At 71.5% G+C, this 18,994-nt stretch carries 16 protein-coding genes and 1 pseudogene; 10 read left to right on the forward strand and 7 right to left on the reverse strand.

The annotated features are described in order from the left end of the window. Window positions 1–79: 79 nt before the first annotated feature. Entirely contained in the window at window positions 80–415 is a 336-nt protein-coding gene (locus tag FRAAL_RS33555; protein WP_011604744.1) for a hypothetical protein, read from the reverse strand. A gap of 181 nt (window positions 416–596) precedes the next feature. Between FRAAL_RS33555 and FRAAL_RS15755 the strand changes: the two genes are divergently transcribed. Together FRAAL_RS15755 and FRAAL_RS33075 are read left to right on the forward strand one after the other, a co-directional pair. Next, on the forward strand, window positions 597–1,151 hold the full coding sequence (locus tag FRAAL_RS15755; protein ID WP_231861706.1) for a Zn-ribbon domain-containing OB-fold protein: 555 nt from the start codon (window positions 597–599) through the stop codon (window positions 1,149–1,151). Between the two features lie 225 nt (window positions 1,152–1,376). After that, complete coding sequence (locus tag FRAAL_RS33075) at window positions 1,377–1,583, forward strand: hypothetical protein (protein WP_041939367.1); 207 nt, start codon at window positions 1,377–1,379, stop codon at window positions 1,581–1,583. Between the two features lie 13 nt (window positions 1,584–1,596). Here the strand turns inward: FRAAL_RS33075 and lpdA are convergent, their stop codons facing one another. After that, window positions 1,597–3,000, reverse strand: a complete 1,404-nt coding sequence (gene lpdA, locus FRAAL_RS15765; RefSeq protein WP_041940589.1) for a dihydrolipoyl dehydrogenase — start codon at window positions 2,998–3,000, stop codon at window positions 1,597–1,599. A gap of 78 nt (window positions 3,001–3,078) precedes the next feature. Beyond that, window positions 3,079–3,585: pseudogene (locus tag FRAAL_RS15770) on the reverse strand (MFS transporter); the annotation flags it as partial. Between the two features lie 381 nt (window positions 3,586–3,966). Here FRAAL_RS15770 and FRAAL_RS15775 point away from each other — a divergent pair. Then, window positions 3,967–4,413: a MarR family winged helix-turn-helix transcriptional regulator gene (locus tag FRAAL_RS15775; RefSeq protein ID WP_041939368.1), complete on the forward strand. Its 447-nt coding sequence runs from the start codon at window positions 3,967–3,969 to the stop codon at window positions 4,411–4,413. Between the two features lie 28 nt (window positions 4,414–4,441). Here the strand turns inward: FRAAL_RS15775 and FRAAL_RS15780 are convergent, their stop codons facing one another. Further along, window positions 4,442–5,263: an SDR family NAD(P)-dependent oxidoreductase gene (locus FRAAL_RS15780; protein ID WP_041939369.1), complete on the reverse strand. Its 822-nt coding sequence runs from the start codon at window positions 5,261–5,263 to the stop codon at window positions 4,442–4,444. A gap of 122 nt (window positions 5,264–5,385) precedes the next feature. After that, window positions 5,386–5,904, reverse strand: coding sequence for a MarR family winged helix-turn-helix transcriptional regulator (locus FRAAL_RS15785; RefSeq protein ID WP_011604750.1), 519 nt, complete (start codon window positions 5,902–5,904; stop codon window positions 5,386–5,388). Between the two features lie 556 nt (window positions 5,905–6,460). On the opposite strand from FRAAL_RS15785, the gene FRAAL_RS15790 reads away from it, so the two are divergent. Then, on the forward strand, window positions 6,461–7,879 hold the full coding sequence (locus FRAAL_RS15790) for a WS/DGAT domain-containing protein (protein WP_372665300.1): 1,419 nt from the start codon (window positions 6,461–6,463) through the stop codon (window positions 7,877–7,879). Between the two features lie 132 nt (window positions 7,880–8,011). On the opposite strand, the gene FRAAL_RS15795 is transcribed toward FRAAL_RS15790, so the two are convergent. Then, window positions 8,012–9,625 carry an MFS transporter gene (locus FRAAL_RS15795; RefSeq protein WP_041939370.1) on the reverse strand — a complete coding sequence of 538 codons (1,614 nt, stop codon included), beginning with the start codon at window positions 9,623–9,625 and terminating at the stop codon, window positions 8,012–8,014. A gap of 200 nt (window positions 9,626–9,825) precedes the next feature. On the opposite strand from FRAAL_RS15795, the gene FRAAL_RS15800 reads away from it, so the two are divergent. The 4 genes from FRAAL_RS15800 (at window position 9,826) to FRAAL_RS15815 (ending at window position 16,158) form a co-directional block, all read left to right on the forward strand. Next, window positions 9,826–10,011, forward strand: a complete 186-nt coding sequence (locus FRAAL_RS15800; RefSeq protein WP_011604754.1) for a hypothetical protein — start codon at window positions 9,826–9,828, stop codon at window positions 10,009–10,011. A 183-nt stretch (window positions 10,012–10,194) separates the two neighbouring features. Further along, window positions 10,195–11,142, forward strand: coding sequence for a class I SAM-dependent methyltransferase (locus FRAAL_RS15805; protein ID WP_041939371.1), 948 nt, complete (start codon window positions 10,195–10,197; stop codon window positions 11,140–11,142). Window positions 11,143–11,429: 287 nt separating this feature from the next. Further along, window positions 11,430–15,194 (forward strand): WD40 domain-containing protein, encoded by a 3,765-nt coding sequence (locus FRAAL_RS15810; RefSeq protein WP_041939372.1) that lies wholly within the window; start codon window positions 11,430–11,432, stop codon window positions 15,192–15,194. Between the two features lie 244 nt (window positions 15,195–15,438). After that, window positions 15,439–16,158: an SDR family NAD(P)-dependent oxidoreductase gene (locus tag FRAAL_RS15815; protein ID WP_050997141.1), complete on the forward strand. Its 720-nt coding sequence runs from the start codon at window positions 15,439–15,441 to the stop codon at window positions 16,156–16,158. A gap of 445 nt (window positions 16,159–16,603) precedes the next feature. On the opposite strand, the gene FRAAL_RS15820 is transcribed toward FRAAL_RS15815, so the two are convergent. Further along, window positions 16,604–17,476 (reverse strand): NmrA family NAD(P)-binding protein, encoded by an 873-nt coding sequence (locus tag FRAAL_RS15820; protein ID WP_041939374.1) that lies wholly within the window; start codon window positions 17,474–17,476, stop codon window positions 16,604–16,606. Between the two features lie 190 nt (window positions 17,477–17,666). Here FRAAL_RS15820 and FRAAL_RS15825 point away from each other — a divergent pair, with 190 nt between their 5' ends. Together FRAAL_RS15825 and FRAAL_RS15830 are read left to right on the forward strand one after the other, a co-directional pair. Beyond that, window positions 17,667–18,236 carry a TetR/AcrR family transcriptional regulator gene (locus tag FRAAL_RS15825; RefSeq protein WP_011604760.1) on the forward strand — a complete coding sequence of 190 codons (570 nt, stop codon included), beginning with the start codon at window positions 17,667–17,669 and terminating at the stop codon, window positions 18,234–18,236. A gap of 190 nt (window positions 18,237–18,426) precedes the next feature. Beyond that, window positions 18,427–18,741, forward strand: a complete 315-nt coding sequence (locus tag FRAAL_RS15830; protein WP_041939375.1) for a hypothetical protein — start codon at window positions 18,427–18,429, stop codon at window positions 18,739–18,741. Window positions 18,742–18,994 lie beyond the last annotated feature (253 nt).

An 18,994-nucleotide genomic window follows, 5' to 3' on the forward strand; every position in this document is an offset into this window, starting at 1 on the left:
CCGGCGGGGATGGGCCCCGACGGCGCCGGCGACAGTCGGAGGATCGTGAGAACGGCGGTGCGGAGCAGATGATCAGCGGTCAACCCCATGTGCGCGTCCTTCGCCCGGTCGCCCGCCCGCCGGACCCGTCCTCGGCCGGCTCTCCGCCCGCCATCCACCCGTCCACCAGAGTCCCGTCGGTCAGGATCATCCCTTCGACCCGAACCACGACCCCGCCGTCTCCCACACCCGCCCCACCCCCCGCGACCGCCGACACCCGCGGCGGGTCGCCGGCAGCCCCACCGAACGCGGCGCCACCGAACGCGGCGCCACCGAACGCGGACCCGCCGATCGGGGCCCTACCGAGCGCGGACCCGCCGACCGCGGCCTCGCTGACCGTGGCCGCACCCAGGGTGGATTCGCCGAGTGTGGTCACGCCGAGTGCGGATTCGTGGAACGCGCAATCGCCGCCGCCAGCGGACCGGGCGGAACCGCGGCAGGCCGCGGACCCCCCGGACCGCCCGGACGCGGGGGACAGCGGCGCGCCTGCCAGGACCGCCCGCTCTGCCACCGGGGCGGACCTCGACGGGGATGTGCGGGCCGCGGTTCTGCCGGCGGTGGCAGACCGTTCCGGGGAGGCCGCGGCCGGGACGGCACCGGCAGCAGCGGAAGGCGCGCCAGTCACGTCGGGTGAGGACGCCGAACGCGGGGACGCGGCGGGTGAAGGGGATCGCGCGGTATCGCCCGGGCCACCATCCGAGAATGAGGACGAGGAGGACGGCACCGGCCCGTTGTGGGCCGCGCTGCGCGAGGACCGGTTCGTGCTGTCCCGCTGCCTCGACTGCCGGAGCTGGCTGCCACCGCGCCCGGAACGCTGCCGGCACTGCGCGGGGCCGACCGACTTCGCGCCGGCGGCCGGCACCGGCGTCGTCGAGAGCTACCTCGTCATCCGCCATCCCAGCGTGCCCGCCTTCGCCGGCCGCCCGCCGTACGTCCTCGCGCTGGTCACCCTGGACGAGGGGATCCGGCTGCCCGGCCGGCTCGACGGGGTTGCGCCGGGGGAGGCGAAGGTCGGCCAACCCGTCCGTGCGGCCTTCCACGCCCGCCCCGGCGCGGACACCCCCACCGTCCTCTTCCGCCCGCGCCGACCGGCGGCCACCGGGGCTCGTTAGTCCGAGCATCTTCCTGTGATCAAGTTGGCGGAGTGCGGAAGGCCCGCGTCGGCCGCTGTCGCCTATCCGGAGGGATAAATCGGACACCGATGCCCTCTGGACAGCCGGCATGCCGCGCTCGGCGGGACGCGGCACCAGGGCCTCTCCCCTGACGGCGAGCGGTCCACGCGGTCACCAGGGACAGGTGCCACCCTTCTCGCTCAGGAACAGGCCTGAACCTTCCTCGTGGCGGGCGAGCACCTGGGCGGCGATGCGGGCGCCGCCCTCGTCGGCGGTGTCGTGGCCGGTGTGGCCGTTGAGGTCGGTGGAGCAGAAGCCGGGGGACAGGGCGTTCGCGGTGATGCCGTCGGCGCGCAGGTGACGCGCGTCGACGAGGGTGATCGCGTTGAGGCGGTCGGCGTCTCCGCCGAGCCGCCGCCACCGCTGCGCTGAGGGACCGGCCGGATCAGAAGTTGATCATGTGGCCGGCGAGGCCGTGCAGCGCCTCCTTGACCGATTCGCCGAGCGTCGGGTGGGCGTGGACGTTGCGGGCGAGCTCGGCGACGGTGAGGTCCCAGCGCTGGGCGAGGGTGAGCTCGGGCAGCAGCTCGGTGACGTCCGGGCCGATGAGGTGCGCGCCGAGCAGCTCGCCGTACTTCGCGTCGCTGAGGATCTTCACGAAGCCGGCGGTCTCGCCGAGGCCGTGCGCCTTGCCGTTGGCCGAGAACGGGAACTTGGCGACCTTCACGTCGTAGCCGGCGTCGCGGGCCTGCGCCTCGGTGTAGCCGAAGCTGGCGACCTGCGGCTGGCAGTACGTCGCCCGCGGGATCATCACGTAGTCCAGCGGGTAGGTCTCGGCGTCGCCGATCGTCTCCGCGGCGATGATGCCCATGGCCTCGGCGGCGTGGGCGAGCATGAGCTTGGCCGTCACGTCGCCGATGGCGAAGATGTGCGGGACGTTGGTGCGGCAGTAGCCGTCGACGTCGATGGCGCCGCGCTCGGTCAGCGCCACGCCGGTGTTCTCCAGCCCGTAGCCGGTGACGTTCGGCCCGAAGCCGATCGCCTGGAGCACCTTCTCCGTCTCCAGCACCTTCGACACGCCGTCGGAGCCGGTCACGGTGACCTTCACCGTGTCGCCGGAGTCGTCGATCGAGTCGACCCGGGTCGAGGTCAGGATCGTGATGCCGGCCTTCTTGTAGTGCTTGGCGAGTTCGGCGGAGACCTCGGCGTCCTCCAGCGGCACCACCCGGTCGAGGAACTCGACGATCGTGACGTCGACGCCGTAGTTGCGCAGCACATAGCCGAACTCGACGCCGATCGCCCCGGCGCCCGCGATGACGATGCTGCGCGGCAGTTCGGAGCTGAGGATCTGCTGCTCGTAGGTGACCACCCGCTCGGACAGCGACGTGCCCGGCAGCAGTCGCGGCGTGGCGCCGGCGGCGATGATGACGTGGTCGAAGGTCACCGTGCTGGTCGCGCCGTCCGCGCCGGTGACCGACAGGGTGTGGTCGTCGACGAACGTGCCGCGCCCGGAGTACTCGGTGATGTTGTTCTTCTTCATCAGGAAGTGGACGCCCTTGACCCGGCCGTCCGCGACCTTCCGGCTGCGTTGGAACGCCGCGCCGTAGTCGACCGTGATCGATCCGTCGACGGAGATGCCGAACGTCTTGGCCTCGTGGGTGAGGGTGTGCACGAGCTCGGCGTTGCGCAGCAGCGCCTTCGACGGGATGCAGCCCACGTTCAGGCACACCCCGCCCCAGTACCGCTCCTCGACCACGGCCGTGGTCAGACCGAGCTGGGCGGCCCGGATCGCGGCCACATACCCGCCCGGACCCGCACCGAGCACCACTACGTCGAAATGTTCGCTCACAAGGGCAGCGTAACGATGCCGGCCGGCCCCCGGATTCCCGCCCACCCGGCGTTCGGTCACACCCGTCGGCCGCCCGGGTCAGCCATCCTCGGCGGCTCGTCCGGGAAGCGCGAGGGCGGGCAGCAGCCCGACCAGGATGCTGGCGATCAGCAGCCAGAACGTGTGCGCGAAGGCGACGTGGGTCGGCGCCCCGGGGGAGCCGAGCTGGCCGGCGAGGAGCGTCGTGACTCCGGCGACGCCGAGAGCGCCGCCGAGCTGGATCAGGATCCGGCTCGCCCCGCTGGCGTGGCCGATCTCGTGGCGGCTCAGGCCGTGGTAGGCCGCTGCGAGGGTGAGGACCGTGACGATGCCGATTCCCGCGCCGCGCACGAGCAGGCCGGCCGCGAGCAGTACTGCGTCGGCCGGCCCGTCGGTGACGCCGAAGGGAAGGGTGCCGGCGGCGGCCAGGGCGAGCCCGGCCAGCACCACTGTCCGGGTACCCAGCCGCGAGGTCAGTCGCCTGCTGGCGGAACGGGCGGCGAACGCGCCGACTCCCTGCAGGGCGAGCACCGTGCCGGTGGCGAGTGGGAAGTAGCCGACGACCTGGAGGTAGCGCGGCCATCCAGACCTGGCGTCCGCCGCAGCGGCGCACGGCCCAGCCGGTGCCGGGGATGGCGACGGCGGCGGCCATCGCGTAGCCCGTCACTACCCAGCCGATGGTCGTGACCGACACGTCGAAGGCGGTGGCGAGGCGATCGAGGGCGACGTTGACGATGGTGCTGTCGAGCAGCGGCAGCACGGCGCCGAGCAGCAGTGCGGCGACCAGGCGACTGTCGGCCTTCCCCGGCTCCGCCGTCACCAGCGGCGGGCTGGCCTGCTGGACCATGGCGACTCCCCGCGACGTGTCTGCACGTTCGGGCGTGCAAATCGCACGCTTCGAGGGGAGGCTAGCCGATTCCCGTGCGACTTGCACGCTAACCTGGGCGAGTGGAGACGGAACGCGGAGAACGCCTCGAGGCAGCCCTCGGTGAGCTGCTCCAGCGGCGGACGAGGCTCGGGTTGTATGCCGACCTCGTCGCCGGGATCGGCCGCGGGCTCGACATCTCGTCGTATCCGCTGCTCAGCGGACTGGCCAGGATGGGCCCGGCGAACGCGGTGCAGCTCGGTCGGGAGATCGGCCTGGACCGGTCGGGTACCAGCAGGTATGCCAGCCGGCTGGAGGCCGGGGGCCTGCTGCGGCGCAGTCCCGACCCGGACGCGCGCGGCACCCTGCTCAGCCTCACCGAGGACGGCGAGGAGGTGGTCGGCCTGCTGCGCCGGCGTCTCGCCGAGCTGCTCGGCCGCCGCCTGGTCGGCTGGTCGGCGCCCGAGGCCGAGGCCTTCGTCGCCGGGTTGGAGCGCTTCGTCTGGGAGCTGCGCGACGAGCTCGGATGAGTGGGTCGCCGCCGTGTGCGCGGGTGGATCAGGCGCTGAGCAGCTTCTCGGTGATCTGGTGGAGGCGGGCCGCGTCATCGCGGTCGAAGTACGGGGTGTCCACGTCGAGGCGCCTGCCCTCCACGAAGGCGCTCAGGGGCTCGGCCGGGGGACGGTCGAGGCAGGGCAGAATCTGGTCGATGCTCTGGGCCACCGACTTGCCGGACACCTTCAGCCCGGCGACCTGCGCGGCGGTGACCCGGTCGTACTCCCCGGCGAAGCTGGTCGACACGACGCCCGGATGGAACAGGATGTACCTGATCCGGCTGTCCGGGTGCACGGTGGCGAATCCGGCGCCCAGCAGGTCGTTGAGCCGACCGCCGTGGCCCAGTGCCCCCGTTCCGAGGTAGTGCCGGCGCAGCTGCAGGTCGTCCCACTGGACCGGTCCCGTTCCCCCCGGCCCCGCGACGTTGAGGACGATCGGTGTCTCGGCGCGTTCCTGCGACGCCGCCAGCCCGTGGCTGAGCAGGAAGCGGCTCAGGTAGAACAGCGCGAAATTGCTTTCCAGGCCCTCGGGCGTCTCCGTGCGCACCGACCGGTGGTAGCGCGCACCCAGCACCAGGACGTCGACAGCGGGGAAGACCCGACCGATCTCCTCGAGCAGCCGGGTGTTCTCGCTGATCAGACTCAGATCCGCCCGCACGAAGTGGGCCCGGTCGCCGGCGCCGAGCTCGCGTGCGGCGTCGAGGAACCGCTGACCCTTCTCGGCGCTCTGGCCCACGACGAGCACGGCGTGGCCACGGTGGAGATGGACGTCCGCCAGGGCCCGACCGATGCCGTCGGTTCCGCCGGTGATCACCATCGTCCTCATCGCGTCCCCTCTCCGGCTGCGCCCATCGCCTTCCCGACAATTTTGATGAATAAAAGCATCCCGGCCCGACGTCGTGCAACCGTGCCGGTCATCGGACCGCGCAACCGTGGACGACGCGCAGGTCAGGCCGGGGACGACCCGCCGCCGGCACCGTCGATCACGCCCTGGCGCATGTGGGTCTGGACCTGCAGCAGGACCCGCGCCGCCTGGTCGAGGTCGACCGTCCCGGTCTGGGCGAAGACCTCGCCGAGCAGCTCGCGGCGGGCCAGTCGTACCCGGCGCACCACCTCGCGCCCCTTCGCGGTGATGATGATCACGGCCACCCGGCGGTCCTGCGCGTCGGCGAGCCGCTCCACCAGGTGGTCGCGGCGCAGCGCGCGCAGCTGGAGCGAGACGGTGGAGATGTCGATGTGCAGGCACGAGGCGATGTCCGAGACCCGCATGGGCCCGGCGGCGTCGAAGTGCTCCAGCAGCCGCAGCTCGCTGGCGGACAGCTCGCAGCCGGACCGCCGCGTCACCTGCAGCCGGATGTGCCTGCTCTCGCTCCAGCGCACCAGGGCCGACAGCGCCACCTCGAGGCGGGCCAACGGCGAGTCGCCGGCCTCGTCGTGCCCGGAGGGGGTCGCCGGGGCTGCGTCCATCCCGCCACGCTACCGGCACCGCGAGGGTGGCTCGTCCCACCTCGCCTTCTCACGGCGCATCCGCACGGCGCCTCTCACTGTGCATCCGCACGGCGCCTCTCACGGCGCCTCTCACGGCGCATCCGCACGACGCACCATGGCCACGCACCATCGCGACGCATCTTCACGACGGCCACCTCGCAAGGGTCCGGGTATCCCCCGATCGCACCGGCCAGGAATGGGCACGCGTCTATCGAGGGAATTCGTGTAACCCCGGTCGCGGTAGCACCGTAGCCCATTCGTGTTGATGTCCCGGCCCGGTGTCGGTACCGTTCCGGACCCGCGCCCACCTGCATTTATCGTGCTGGTCGTGCCCTCCGGCGGGATCGTTCTCGCCCATCCTGCCCATCCGTGTGGAGACGTACGACACAAGGCTGGATGGGCTGATCGGCCCGCGGATAAACAGGTACATGGGTACAGGTATCCACGACGCATCCGTGCGTCGATCTGCTAACATTGTTGATCGCGTTGTCAAGGCCTGCACCCAATGCCCGGCGACGGGCTGGGGGCGCGCCTGATGACCCTCCTCGACACGGTCTCGAAGACCGGCTACAACCGGGCGTTCGCCCGCCCGCTGACCGCGGGGGACCGCGCCTATCTTGCCTTCCACCGGCTCAATCCCGGTGAATACCAGGATGTCGGCGCGGTGCTGTTCCTCGACGGGCCGGTGGAGCTGACGGACCTGCGGGCCCACGTCGCCGAACGGCTGCGGGCACCACGGGCGCGGATGCTGACCGACCGGTTGGAGACGGTCACGGTCCGCCCGGCCGACCGCCGCTCCACGGTGCACGAGACCCACTGGGTCAGCGACCCGGAGATGAAGGTCGACGAGCGCGTCGTCGCCATGGAGCTGCCGAGTGCCGCGGAGGTCGCCGGCCTGCTCGGCGGCGACGCGATCGGTGACCGGCGCATCCGTGCCGCCATCGACGCGATCGCCAGGCGTCCCGTCGACACCAGCGCCCAGCCGTGGATGCTCTATCTGCTGTGCGAGCGGGGGACCGCGGGCGCCGTGGTCGTCTACCGGACCAGCCACATCGCCCAGGACGGCGCGGCCCTCTACCGGTCGCTGCACCTGCTGTTCGGTGGCGAGGACGAGCCCGACCTGGGACTGCCCGCGTCGATTCCCCGTCCGCAGGCCGGCGACTACCTGCGTTTCGTCAGCCGGGGTCTGAGCTGCCTGTCGCCGACGCGCGTCCTGGACGCCTGGGGCGGTCAGCCGGTGGGTCCGGCGCGCCACACCTGGATCACCACCGAGCTCGGGCCGATGCGGGACGTCGCCCGCCGGCACGACGCCTCGGTCAACGACGTTTACCTGGCCGCCCTCGCCGGGGCGGTGCGATCGTGGTCGCTGCCGGAGTGGCGGGAGGACTCCCGGCCCGTCCACGCGCTGATGCCCGTCAGTATCCGCATCGCCGCCGACCAGAACGTGCTGTCGAACTACACCTCGGGAGTGCGGATCGCGCTGCCGTGCGGAGAACCGGAGCCGGCCCGGCGGCTGGCCCGTATCGCCAAGGTGACCCGTCGACTCAAGGAGGGCGGGATGGGCGTGGTGGAGCATCACCACTTCCCCGCCGTGGCGGCGCGGGCCACCCCCCGCATGCTGTCGTATGCGGCGAGCTTCGGGGGTCGCACCCGGGAGCTGGCCATGGTGGCGACCAACGCCCGCACGATCCGCGGGCCGCTGGCCGTCGCCGGACGCACGGTCACCGACCTGATCGGCACGGGGCCGCTGCTCGTCGGACGCCAGCACCTGTCGGTGGCGCTGTTCGGTCTTGGGGACCGCATCGGGATCACGTTCGCGGCCAGCGACAGTGTGCCGAACCACGAGCGTCTCGCCCAGTTGTGGCTGGCGGAGCTCACCGAGCTCGGCCGATCGACGCCGCCCGGCGGCGTGCGGGTGCCGGTTCAGCGCGACGCGGGGCCGCGGGCCCGGTAGGTCTGGTGTGTGTGGCCCGCATCCCCGCCGCCGGGATGCGGGCGCTTCCTGGGGCGGGCGTGCGCGGCGTGTCGGCACATGCCCGCCCCTGGAAGCGAGGGCGGCGCGACGGCGGCCGACGCGCCCGGGCCGCTACGCGGACCCGGCCCTCCCGGGAGATGCCAGGGCCGCGCCCGGCAGCCCGGACCGGTCCGCGCCGCCGGCACGGGTCGGCTCGTCGGGGTACGGCTCGCCGCCGTTCTCACCCTTCTCACCCTTCTCACCGGCCGCGGCGTCGACGTCGGCGTCGGCGGCGTCGGGGGCGGCGGTGAGCGGAGCGGCGATGTCCTCCAGGGAACGGCCGGCCGCGTCCACGCCGAACAGCAGCTCGGCGACACCGCCGACCGCCATCACCGCCGCGCCGACGAGGAAACCGACCATCACCGGCCCGGTGCGGCCGGTGTCGATGAGGTGACCGAACAGCAGCGGGCCGGTGATGCCGCCGACGGCGGTGCCCACGGCGTAGAAGAACGCGATCGCCAGCGCCCGGGTCTCCATCGGGAAGATCTCGCTGACCGTCAGGTACGCCGAACTCGCCCCCGCCGAGGCGAAGAAGAACGTGACCGCCACCAGCAGCAGGAACGTCCACGCGGTCAGCGCGCCGCCGGCGAACAGCACGGCGAGCAGCACCGCCAGCGCGGCCGCGGCCAGATAGGTCGCCGCGATCATCGGTTTGCGTCCGACGGTGTCGAACAGCCGGCCGAGCAGCAGCGGGCCGGCGCAGTTGCCCAGGGCGTAGACGACGAGGAACACCGGCACCGCCGACGAGCTCACCCCGTAGAACGTCGTCAGCATCGTGCCCAGGTCGAAGGTGAACGCGTTGTAGAGAAAGGCCTGGCCGACGAACAGCGCCAGTCCCAGTACCGCGCGGCGGGGATAGGTGCGAAACGCCGTCGAGGCGATCGTCCGCAGCGGGATGACCGTGCGCTGGCGGACGGTGATCTGCCTGTCCGGGCTGGCGAGCCGGGTGCCCGTCTCGGCCTCGACGGTGTGTTCGATGTCGCCGACGATCCGTTCGGCGTCGTCGGCGTGGCCGTGGATGAACAGCCAGCGCGGGCTTTCCGGCACGTGCCGGCGCACGACGAGGATGACCAGTCCGAGCACTGCGCCGAGGCCGAAGCTGAGCCGCCAGCCGATCTCGGTCGGGAAGAGGCGCTCGGACAGGAAGAACACGGTCAGCGCCGAGCCCGCCGCGGAACCCAGCCAGTAGGAGCCGTTGATGAGCAGGTCGACCCGTCCCCGCACCCGCGCCGGGATCAGCTCGTCGACCGCCGAGTTGATGGCCGCGTATTCACCGCCGATTCCGGCGCCGGTGAGGAACCGGGTCAGGAAGAAGAACCACGGCGCCCACGAGAACGCGGTCGCCGTCGTCGCCACGATGTAGACGCCCAGGGTCAGCAAGAACAGCTTTTTCCGGCCGAAACGGTCGGTGAGCTGACCGAAGAACAAGGCGCCCAGGCAGCTGCCGAGCACGTAGATCGCGGCCGCGGTGCCGATGTCGGAGGCGGACAGCGAGATTCCGCTGCCCGATTCGGTGAGCCGCGAACCCACCGCGCCCACCATCGTCACCTCGAGCCCGTCGAGGATCCACACCGTTCCCAGCCCGATGACGATCATCCAGTGGAACCGGGCCCAGGGAAGACGGTCGAGTCGGGCCGGAATCGCCGTGCGGATCGTCCCCAACCCGCCGCTGTCCTTGCCGGGCATGCCACCTCCACACCGTCGCGGTTGCGTGCGCGCCGTCCGCCGCCGCCGGTTCCGACCGCCCCTGCCGGCCCCGCGGATGACGTTGGCCTTCGGCTCTCTGCCCGCTTCCGCCGCCGATATCCCACGCTCCGCCGACCAGGCACCGCGGTCGGGAAGGCACCGCCGTCTAGTGATCATCGCCGTCGAGAAGCACCGCGGTCGTGCAGATCTTCGATGCCATCGGTGGGATCTTCGACGACACCGCCGGGCGGATCGTCGCCATCGTCCTCGCCGTGGCCAGTGGAATCTTCGTGCTGGCCGGCGGAGACCACCGCCGCCATCCGCAGCCCGACGGCCGCGGGCCCGCGGCGGGCGGTGAGCGGGACGGGCCGCCCGAGGTGGTGTGAAGGGACCCTGACCGGGCCGGCGGGTCGTGCAAGCTGCGACGATGAGGGCCGGAACTCCCGCGTCGTCGATGCGCGGGCCGCCTGGCGGAGTGGGCCGCGGACGGCGGGGGAGGGCGAGGGAGGTGCGCGATGAGGGCACAGGGCTCTGCCGCGGGACGGCCGCGGGGGAGAGGCCATCGGCCGATGGGCGGCACGGGCGGCGCCAGCCGCACGGCGGTGATGGTCTGCCAGGGACGGGCCGTCGCCCACGAGCGGCTCGCCCCCGGCCGGTTCGACGATCCGACGGCGATGGCGTTCCTGCTCGCCGCCGAGCGGGGCATCGTCGAGGAGGTGCGGTCCGGGGCCACGCCGGCGGGCTGGGGGCCGCGGCTGACCTTCGAGATGGTGCGCGCCTGTGGCGAGGTGATGGCGCCGCGCACCGTCGCGATCGACGACGCCGTGCGCCAGGCGTTACCCGCCTCTGATGCGGCCCTCGGCGTGGTCGGCGCGGCCGACCCGGTGCCCGCTGGCGCGGCGCAGGTCGTGATCCTGGGGGCGGGGCTGGACGGGCGGGCGTGGCGGATGGCGGAGCTCGCCGCCACGCCGGTGTTCGAGGTCGACCATCCGGCGTCGCAGCGCGACAAACGCGAGCGGGCCGGGGAGCTGGCGCCGGCGGGGACGCCGCCGTTTTTCGTGCCCGTGGACTTCAGCCGGGACGACCTCGCCGCGGCGCTGGCCGCCGCGGGCCACCGCCGGTCGGTCCCGACGATCTGGATCTGGGAGGGCGTCGTCCCCTACCTCACCCGCGGCGAGGTCGCCCGCACCCTGCGGATCGTCGGCGACCGCTCCGCCGCGGGCAGCCGGCTGATCGTGCACTACCACACCCCGGCACCCTCGGCGCCGCTCGGCCGAGGGGCGGCGCGCCTGCTCAGCGCCCTGTCCAGGCAGGCGAATCCGATGACCCGCGAGCCGAACCGCTCGGTGTGGACACCGGCGGCGCTGCGCCGCGCCGTCGGCGTCCGCGGCTTCGCGGTCACCCGGGACGACTCCCTGCTCACCCTCGCCCAGGACCTCGGCACCCCGATCCAGCACCGCCGCTCGCTGCGCAACGGCCGCATCCTCGTGGCCGACCGCGTCCCGCCCCCCGCATGAGCTCCGCGGGCCGCCCCGGCTGGGCCCGGCACCCGCCCCCGCCGCTTCCGGCGAAAGGCGATCAGGGACCGCAGGCCGCCGATTGATGGTGTCGGTGAGTGGGGGCGGGACAGGGCGCGGGCGAGCCACGTGTCCAGTGCGGGCAGGACAGCGTCCTCGCGGACGTAGACGTTGGTGGGGAAGCCCTCCCCGCTCTCGAGGGGGTGATTCGCCGGATATCCCTGGACTCATCGAGCTGCGGCGATCACGGTAATCTGCCGGTTGTGGTCTCTGTGGGTAGCGTCTTTGTGAGTCACACCAGCGAGCTGGCCGAGTACCCGCAGGTCCGGTCGTTTGTGCGGGCGGCGGTTGATGCGGTCCTGCGGGCCGGCGCGCGGCCGGTGCAGATGGCGCAGTTTCCGGCGGGGGAGCAGCCCCCGGCAGAGTACTGTCGACAGCAGGTGCGGCAGTGTGATGTCTACCTGGCGGTCGTGGGTTTCCGCTATGGCTCGCTCGTACCTGACGATCTGGCGCCGAACGACCCGGTGGGTGTGTCGTACACGGAGCTGGAGTTTCGTACCGCCACGGCGGCCGGGTTGCCGCGGCTCGTCTTTCTGCTGGACGAGAATGCGGTGGTGCCACGGTCGCTCATGGACCGAAACGCGGACGCGGTGGATGGGTTCCGTGAGCGTCTTCGCCAGTCGAATGTAGTGGTCAGGGCGGTGTCCACGGCCGACGAACTGGGCGAGGCGGTGCTGCAGTCGCTGTACGAGCTGCGTACGCAGCTGCCGGCGGATGCCGTGCGGGTCTACCCGTCGGGGCGCGGTGAAGTGACTGCTCGGCCACGTCCGTGGATGGCGCCGCCGCTGGACCGGATGGTGGAGCGTCCCGAGCTGGGCGACCGGTTGATCGGTGCTTTGCTCGCGACCGGTCCGGTCGGTCCCGGGCGGACCACCGTGTTGGTGGGCGCGGGCGGGTTCGGTAAGACGACGTTGGCAACCTGGGCGGCCCATCACGAGGAGATCGACCGCCGCTTCCCTGGCGGCCTTTTGTGGGTGACGTTGGGCCAACAGGCACGGGGCGCGGACCTCGCCGGACGGATCAACGATCTGGCGTTCATTCTCGCGGGCCGCCGGCCGGAGATCTCCGATCCGGAGGCGGCTGGCGCGGAGCTGGGCCGTCTACTCGACGACGTGCGGGAACCAGTACTTCTCGTGATGGACGATGCCTGGGACGCAGCCCAGCTGCGGCCGTTCCGGTTTGGTGGTCGCGCCTGCTCCCGGCTGGTGACCACCCGCGTTGCGGATGCGCTGTCGCCGGACTGGGCGCTGGTCGCGGTGGATGTCATGTCCGGGGACCAGGCCCGCATGCTGGTCGGTAACGAGATCGAGGCCATGGCCGCCGCGGTGGCGGATCGGCTGGCGGCGGTGGCCGGGCGGTGGCCGGTGTTGTTGAACCTGGTCAACGGCATGCTGCGCAGGCAGGTGGCGCGTGGACGAGGGCCCGACGATGCTGCCGAGGACGTGCTGGACATGCTTGCCACGCACGGGCCGGCCGCGCTCGACCCGGCACGGCCGGAGACCCGGGGGCGTGCGGTCGCCGCGACCATCGAGGCAAGCCTGAGCCTGCTCACGCCGCGCGACCGCGAGCGCTACCTCGGCCTGGCCGTCTTCCCGGAGGACGTGGACATTCCCCTGGACGTCCTGGCACTGCTCTGGCCGGATTGCAGGGTCGACGCGCTGTGCGAGAACCTTGCTGGCCTCGGCCTGGTCGCCGACTACCGGCTGGACTCACCTGGCCCGCGGCTGATCCTGCACGATGTGATCCGCGCCTACCTGCGCCAGCATGTTCAGGAGGAGCCCCGCGTGCATGCGCGGCTCGTCGACGCGGCCGCCGGTCTGTTGAGCGAACCGGCCGAGGACGGCCGTCCGGCCTGGTGGACTCTTCCAGGTGATCTTGGCTATCTGTGGCGGTATCTACCCCACCACCTGGCGGAGGCCGGCCGCAGGGACGCCTTCGTCGCGCTCGTCGCCGACCTGCGGTGGACCGAGGCCAAAACCCGGCAGATGGGCACCGTCGTCGGCGTCGAGGCCGACCTCGCTCTGGCGGCCACTGAGCCGACCGCTGTCCTGGCCCGGCGACTGCGACAGTCCGCCCACCTGATGGGCCCGATCGACCCGCCGCATGCCCTCGGCGCAATCCTGGCCAGCAGGCTGTATGGGCTACCCGAGCTGGGCAGCATGCTGGATCGCTACCGCGCCGCGCTGGCCCGACCGCGACTCGAACCCGCCTGGCCGCCACCTGACCTGCCCGACCAGTCGGCCGTTTCACCTCCCACCGGTCATGCGGGCGGCATCTACAGTTGCGCCCTCTCGCCGGACGGCAGCGTCCTGGCAACCGCCAGTGACGATGGCACGGTGCAGATCCGGGATCTCGCTGCTATGACCGTCCGCGCAGTGTTGGCAGGGCATACCGCCGCGATCTGGAGGTGCACGTTCTCCCCGGACGGCACGTCGCTCGCGACAGCCGGCAACGACGGCGTCGTTCGTCTGTGGGACGTCGAGTCCGGTGCGACGCGGTCGGTGCTGTCTCATCGAGCCGCGGTGACCTGCTGTGCCTTCTCGCCCGACGGCGCGGTCCTCGCCACCACAGCTCAGAACGGCATCGTTCGGCTGTGGGGCGTCGCCGACGCTCAGGCACGCTGGTCCGTCGAGGGGCACTCCGGCGGTGCGTGGAGCTGCGCCTTCGCACCGGACGGCCGATGGTTGGCGACGGCCGGTAGCGATGGGCTTGTCCGGATCTGGGACAGCGCCGACGGCACACCGGCTGGCGTGCTGAGCGGCCACGGCGCCACTGTCCGAGCCTGCTCCATCTCCCCGGACGGAACACTGGTCGCCACGGTCAGTGACGACCAGACCGCCCGGCTTTGGGACCTGGCCGAACGCTCGGAGAAGGCGGTGCTGACCGGGCACAGCGGCCGGCTGTGGGAGTGCGTCTTCTCCCCGGACGGCCAGATCCTGGCCACCGGCGGCCATGACGGAACAGCCAGGCTCTGGAACGTCTGCGAGACGACCGAACATGCAGCCCTGGCCGGTCACGGCGGTGCCGTGCGTGGTTGCGCGTTCTCGGCGGACAGCCGCACGCTGATCACCGTTGGTCACGACCAGACGATCCGGGCCTGGAGCGTCGCCGCGGCCTCGCTGCGATTCTCGGTCACCGGCCGCACCTCCCGGATGAACCGGTGTGCGTTTTCCCCGGACGGTACCCTGCTGGCCGCCAGCATGGTCAACGGCGCCGTCCGGGTGATGCAGGTTTCCGACCGGACCGAGATCCGCGACTTCGACGGCCAGGCCGGCGGAATTCGCGGGTGCGCCTTCTCTCCAGATGGCACGCTGCTGGCCACCACCGGAAACGACGGCACCACCCGGCTGTGGGAGATACGTACAGGCGAGGAACGACTTCGCCTGCGCGGCCACACCGGCTGGGTGCGCAGCTGCGCATTCTCCCCGGATGGCGCCCTGCTCGCCACCTGCGGCCTCGACCGGACGACGCGTCTGTGGCAGGTAACCGACGGTGTTCTGGTGGCCGTGCTGGACGGCCACCAGAACACCGTTCACTGTTGCGACTTCTCCCCGGACGGAACGGTGCTCGCCACCTGCAGCGGGGATGGAATGACACGCCTGTGGAACGTGTCGGACGGCACCAAACGCGCGCAGCTGATCGGACACACGGACGCGGTGACGGCCTGCGCGTTCTCTCCCGACGGCTCCCTGCTCGCCACCACCAGCGACGACACGACCGTACGCCTGTGGCAGGTCGACACCGGCGAGGTCAGCCACGTCCTCATGGGTCACACGCACTGGGTGGAAAGCTGCGCGTTCTCCCCAGATGGCACCATTCTCGCCACCGCCGGCAGCGACGGGGTGATCCGACTCTGGAACGTCACGAATGGCACCTACCACTGCGCGCTACGCGTCACCGGCCCACTCGTCGGCGTCGCCTGGCACCCCACCGGCGCCCTCCTCGCCGCCGCCGGTGGCGCCGGCATCCACCTCCTCACCTACCTGGCCTGAACCTGCGCCTCCGGGCGAGCGCTGACAACCCGACGGCCTTCCCCCCATACGGCTACGAGATCGATCGGGTCGCCGACCCTATACCCGTACGGCAGTTGACGAACGAGGTACGACAGTGGTGTTGGCTCGGTCATCCGCGCGCTCCACGAAGAGCCTGCTCCTGGGCGACGATTGCCCAGCTGTGAAAGGATCTCGACCGAGAAGCCGAATGTCACTTCTGGCCTGGTGATCGAGGAATATTCGAATGCGTATTGTGGTGATCGGCGGCGGGGGTACCGGGATTGGTGCGGCCACTGCCGAGCTGTTCGTGGCCGAAGGAGCGGAGGTGTACCTTCTGGGTCGGCGCGAAGCGGTCGTCGCCGCCACGGCCGACCAGCTCGGGCCTCAGGCGCACCCGGTCGTGTGTGACCTGCGCTCCCCACTCAGTGTCCAGACCGCGGTCGGCGACCTGCCCGAGGTTGTCGACGTCCTGGTGAACAATGCCGGCGCCCGGGGCGTGGGGCTCACCGGCAGCGATCTGACGGCGGTGGCCGAGCGCTGGACGGCCGACTTTCACAACAACGTGTTGGTGGCTGTCTTGTTGACCACCGCCCTGAGCGACCGCCTGCGGTCGCCCGGCGGGCGGGTCGTGACCGTGAGCAGCCTCGCCGCGATACGCGGCAACGGCTCCTACGGGGCGGCGAAGGCGATGCTGCACGGGTGGAATCTCGCCCTCGCGAGCGAACTCGGCCCGCGCGGGGTGACGGCGAACGTTGTCGTCCCCGGGTTCGTTGCGGGGACCGAGTTCTTCGGCGCCGACGTCGATGACGACGAGCGGAAACGGCGCGCGGCGCAGACGCTGGTGAACCGGGTCGGTGAGCCCCTCGACGTCGCCACGGCGATCCGGTACCTGGCCTTGCCGGAGGCCGGCTACGTCACCGGCCAGTTCCTGCACGTCAACGGCGGCGCCCTGCTGGGTCGGTGAGAGCGGATGGCGGATTTGGGCGCGCCGCACGCGCAGCTCCTTCAGGTCCTCGGCGAGATTGTCAGCGGGTAGTCGCGGACCGGATCCTGCCGATTCACGCCGCAACAAGCTCGAGATACCGGCGGCAGGTCGGACGCTTCTTGCTCGGCTCGACAGCTCCTTCCGGGCTATGCAGGACGACCTTCTCGCTTCTCTTCCACCCAAAGACCGGGTCGAGCTCGATCGGCTCTTCGCGCTGATGAGCCGAGCCGGCACCCGCATCGACGCGACCGGGTCGGGAGCGGTAGCAGCCGATGACCATGCTCCAGGCTCCAAGTTCTGACCAAGATAATCAACGATGTTGACGACACCCGCGGGCGTTCTGTGTACCGAGCCCTCGGCACGATCTGGCCCCTGTCTGGCCGGGATTCTGCGGGTCGGCCAGACGGGGCACCGGCGAGGCCGGTCAGCGGCGCGACGCTGAGGCGAGGGCGGTCAGCGCCCCGTGGTGGGCGGCCAGGAACTCGTCGAAGGTGCGGGGGGAGTGGCCGGTGAGGTCGCGCACCGCCGTGGTCGTCGGCGCGGCGATGCCGCCGGCCAGCCCCTGGGTGAGGACGGCGACGTCCTCGGCGAACTGGGGTGGCAGCCCCTGGGCGGTCAGCGCGGCGATCAGTTCGTCGACGGTCAGGTTCACGTAGCGCACGGTCCGGCCCAGCGCGACGGAGAGTTTCTCGGCGATCTGCGCATAGGTCAGGGCCTCGGGCCCGGAGAGCAGGAAGGTCTCGCCGTCGCCGGCTCGGCCGGTCAGCAGCGCGGCGGCGCAGGCGGCGATGTCCGCGCAGTCGATGTAGGAGACCGCGGCGTCGCCGTAGGCGCCGACGAGGTTCCCGTCGGCGGTGAAGGAGCCCTGCCCGGTGATGAAGTTCTGCATGAAGCCGTTGGGCTGCAGGATCGACCAGCCCAGCCCCGACGCCTTGAGGTGCTGCTCGATCTGCCAGTGGGCGCCCCCGGCGAGCCGTTCGCCCTCGCGGGCCTGCCAGACCGACACCTTCACCACCCGTTCGACGCCGGCGGCGACCGCCGCATCGATGATCGACTTCTGCTGGCGGACCATCGGCTGCTCCCCGTCGGCCGGCTGCGCCCCCGCGCCGTTGAGGAACAGGCGGTCGACCCCGGCCAGAGCGGCGACGATCGACGCCGGGTCGTCGAAGTCGCCGACGAGGAACTCGCGACCCTTCGCCTCGTCGCGGACCAGCGCCCGCACCGCCGCCCCGTCCTGCCGAAGCTGGTGCACGAGGGGTCGTCCGATGGAGCCGGTCGCACCGGTTACCAGGATCATCCGTGTCTCCCGAAGGTCTCGTCCGTTAATCTGAGGCTGCCTCATGAATAATATTCTGAGGCGGCCTCAAGTTCCGTCGGGGCGGCTGGCCCACCGAGATCGGATGGTCGCTCGAGGTGGATGTTTTGTTCGAGGTCCGACGCTCGTTCGAGGTGGATGGTCGTTCGAGGTGGATGGTCGGGGAGGGCGGATGACCGAGTCCGGGCGGCGGCCGCGCGCCGACGCACGGCGCAACCGCGAGCGGCTGCTGGCCGAGGCCGACGCGGTGTTCCGCGCCCAGGGCACGAACGCCTCGCTGGAGGGCGTCGCCCGCCGCGCCGGCGTGGCGATCGGCACGCTCTACGCGCACTTCCCCAACCGGCGCGCACTGCTCGGCGCGCTGCTGCGCCACCGCAACGACGCCCTGTTCGCGCGCGGGGCGGACCTGCTCGACCAGCCCGGTGCCGCCGCGGCGCTCACCGCGTGGGTGCACGCCGTCATCGCGCATGCCGCGGCCTACCAGGGGCTCGCCGCCGTGCTCGCCGAGGGCGTCGACGACGAGGCCTCCGAGCTGCACCAGGCGTGCGTCGAGATGACCGGCATCGGTGACCGGCTCATCGCGCGGGCACGCGAGGCCGGCGTGCTGCGCCGCGAGGCGACGGGCGCCGACATCTTCGCCCTGATGAACGCCGCCGCCTGGATCGCCGAGCAGATGTCCGCCGAGCAGGCCGGCCGACTCGTCGACCTCACCCTGGCGGGACTGCTCGCCCCGCCGAGCTGACGGCGCACGGCACCGGCCGGGGGAGTGGCCAGCAGAACATCAGATGGTTGCACCGAATCGTCGGCGGACGGCCGCGGTGCCCAGGCCTGAAAATAGGTCGCCAGGGCCGCAGTCGGGGACAATCGTCGCTGTGGCTCGCATCCCGGACCACCGTACGAGCACGGCGTCCCAGCAGAGGAGTCCTCGCGGCATGGTGTGGCAGTGGATCGGCCTGGCGACGTTCTCCCTCACCCTGCTGCCCGCGGGACTGGCCCTGGCCACCAACCATGTGCCTCGCCGCCTGCGTACATGGTTGGCGCCGATTCGCACGCGCGGCTGGGTCATGCTGCTGTACTACAGCGCCGTGCCCCTGTACACGATTCCGCGCCTCGCCGGCTTCTCCGCCGCCACTCGCACCTGCACCACGGCCGGCGGCATCCTGTGGCTCGCCGGCTTCCTGCTGCTGGTTATCGCCACCCACCGGCACCAGAATCGTGCCGCAGAAACACCGCAATCGACTAGCTGACCCTTCGGCGCGGGGTACCGGTAGGAACTGCCCCGGTGGTTCTTGCGTGCGGATCAGCGTCGAACAAGATAATCAACGGCGTTGACGAAGTCGGTCGACCAAAATTGATCATGAACAACACCCACCACCACAAGCACCTGACCACCAACCAGCAGACCCCTCCGGCAACGGATCGGGGGTGCGGGCGGACATGCCGACCAGACTGCTGGGAGGATGATCGTCCGAGTGGTCCCCGGTGGAGGTCCAGGCGCGG

Source organism: Frankia alni ACN14a, from assembly GCF_000058485.1.
GTDB lineage: Bacteria > Actinomycetota > Actinomycetes > Frankiales > Frankiaceae > Frankia > Frankia alni.

Excerpts from the sequence above, each read along its gene's own strand:
- FRAAL_RS15780 (WP_041939369.1), bottom strand. The coding sequence starts at position 5,263 with ATGAGGACGATGGTGATCACCGGCGGAACCGACGGCATCGGTCGGGCC.
- FRAAL_RS15785 (WP_011604750.1), bottom strand. The coding sequence starts at position 5,904 with ATGGACGCAGCCCCGGCGACCCCCTCCGGGCACGACGAGGCCGGCGAC.
- FRAAL_RS15790 (WP_372665300.1), top strand. The coding sequence starts at position 6,461 with ATGACCCTCCTCGACACGGTCTCGAAGACCGGCTACAACCGGGCGTTC.
- FRAAL_RS15795 (WP_041939370.1), bottom strand. The coding sequence starts at position 9,625 with ATGCCCGGCAAGGACAGCGGCGGGTTGGGGACGATCCGCACGGCGATT.
- FRAAL_RS15805 (WP_041939371.1), top strand. The coding sequence starts at position 10,195 with ATGGGCGGCACGGGCGGCGCCAGCCGCACGGCGGTGATGGTCTGCCAG.
- FRAAL_RS15815 (WP_050997141.1), top strand. The coding sequence starts at position 15,439 with ATGCGTATTGTGGTGATCGGCGGCGGGGGTACCGGGATTGGTGCGGCC.
- FRAAL_RS15820 (WP_041939374.1), bottom strand. The coding sequence starts at position 17,476 with ATGATCCTGGTAACCGGTGCGACCGGCTCCATCGGACGACCCCTCGTG.
- FRAAL_RS15825 (WP_011604760.1), top strand. The coding sequence starts at position 17,667 with ATGACCGAGTCCGGGCGGCGGCCGCGCGCCGACGCACGGCGCAACCGC.
- FRAAL_RS15830 (WP_041939375.1), top strand. The coding sequence starts at position 18,427 with ATGGTGTGGCAGTGGATCGGCCTGGCGACGTTCTCCCTCACCCTGCTG.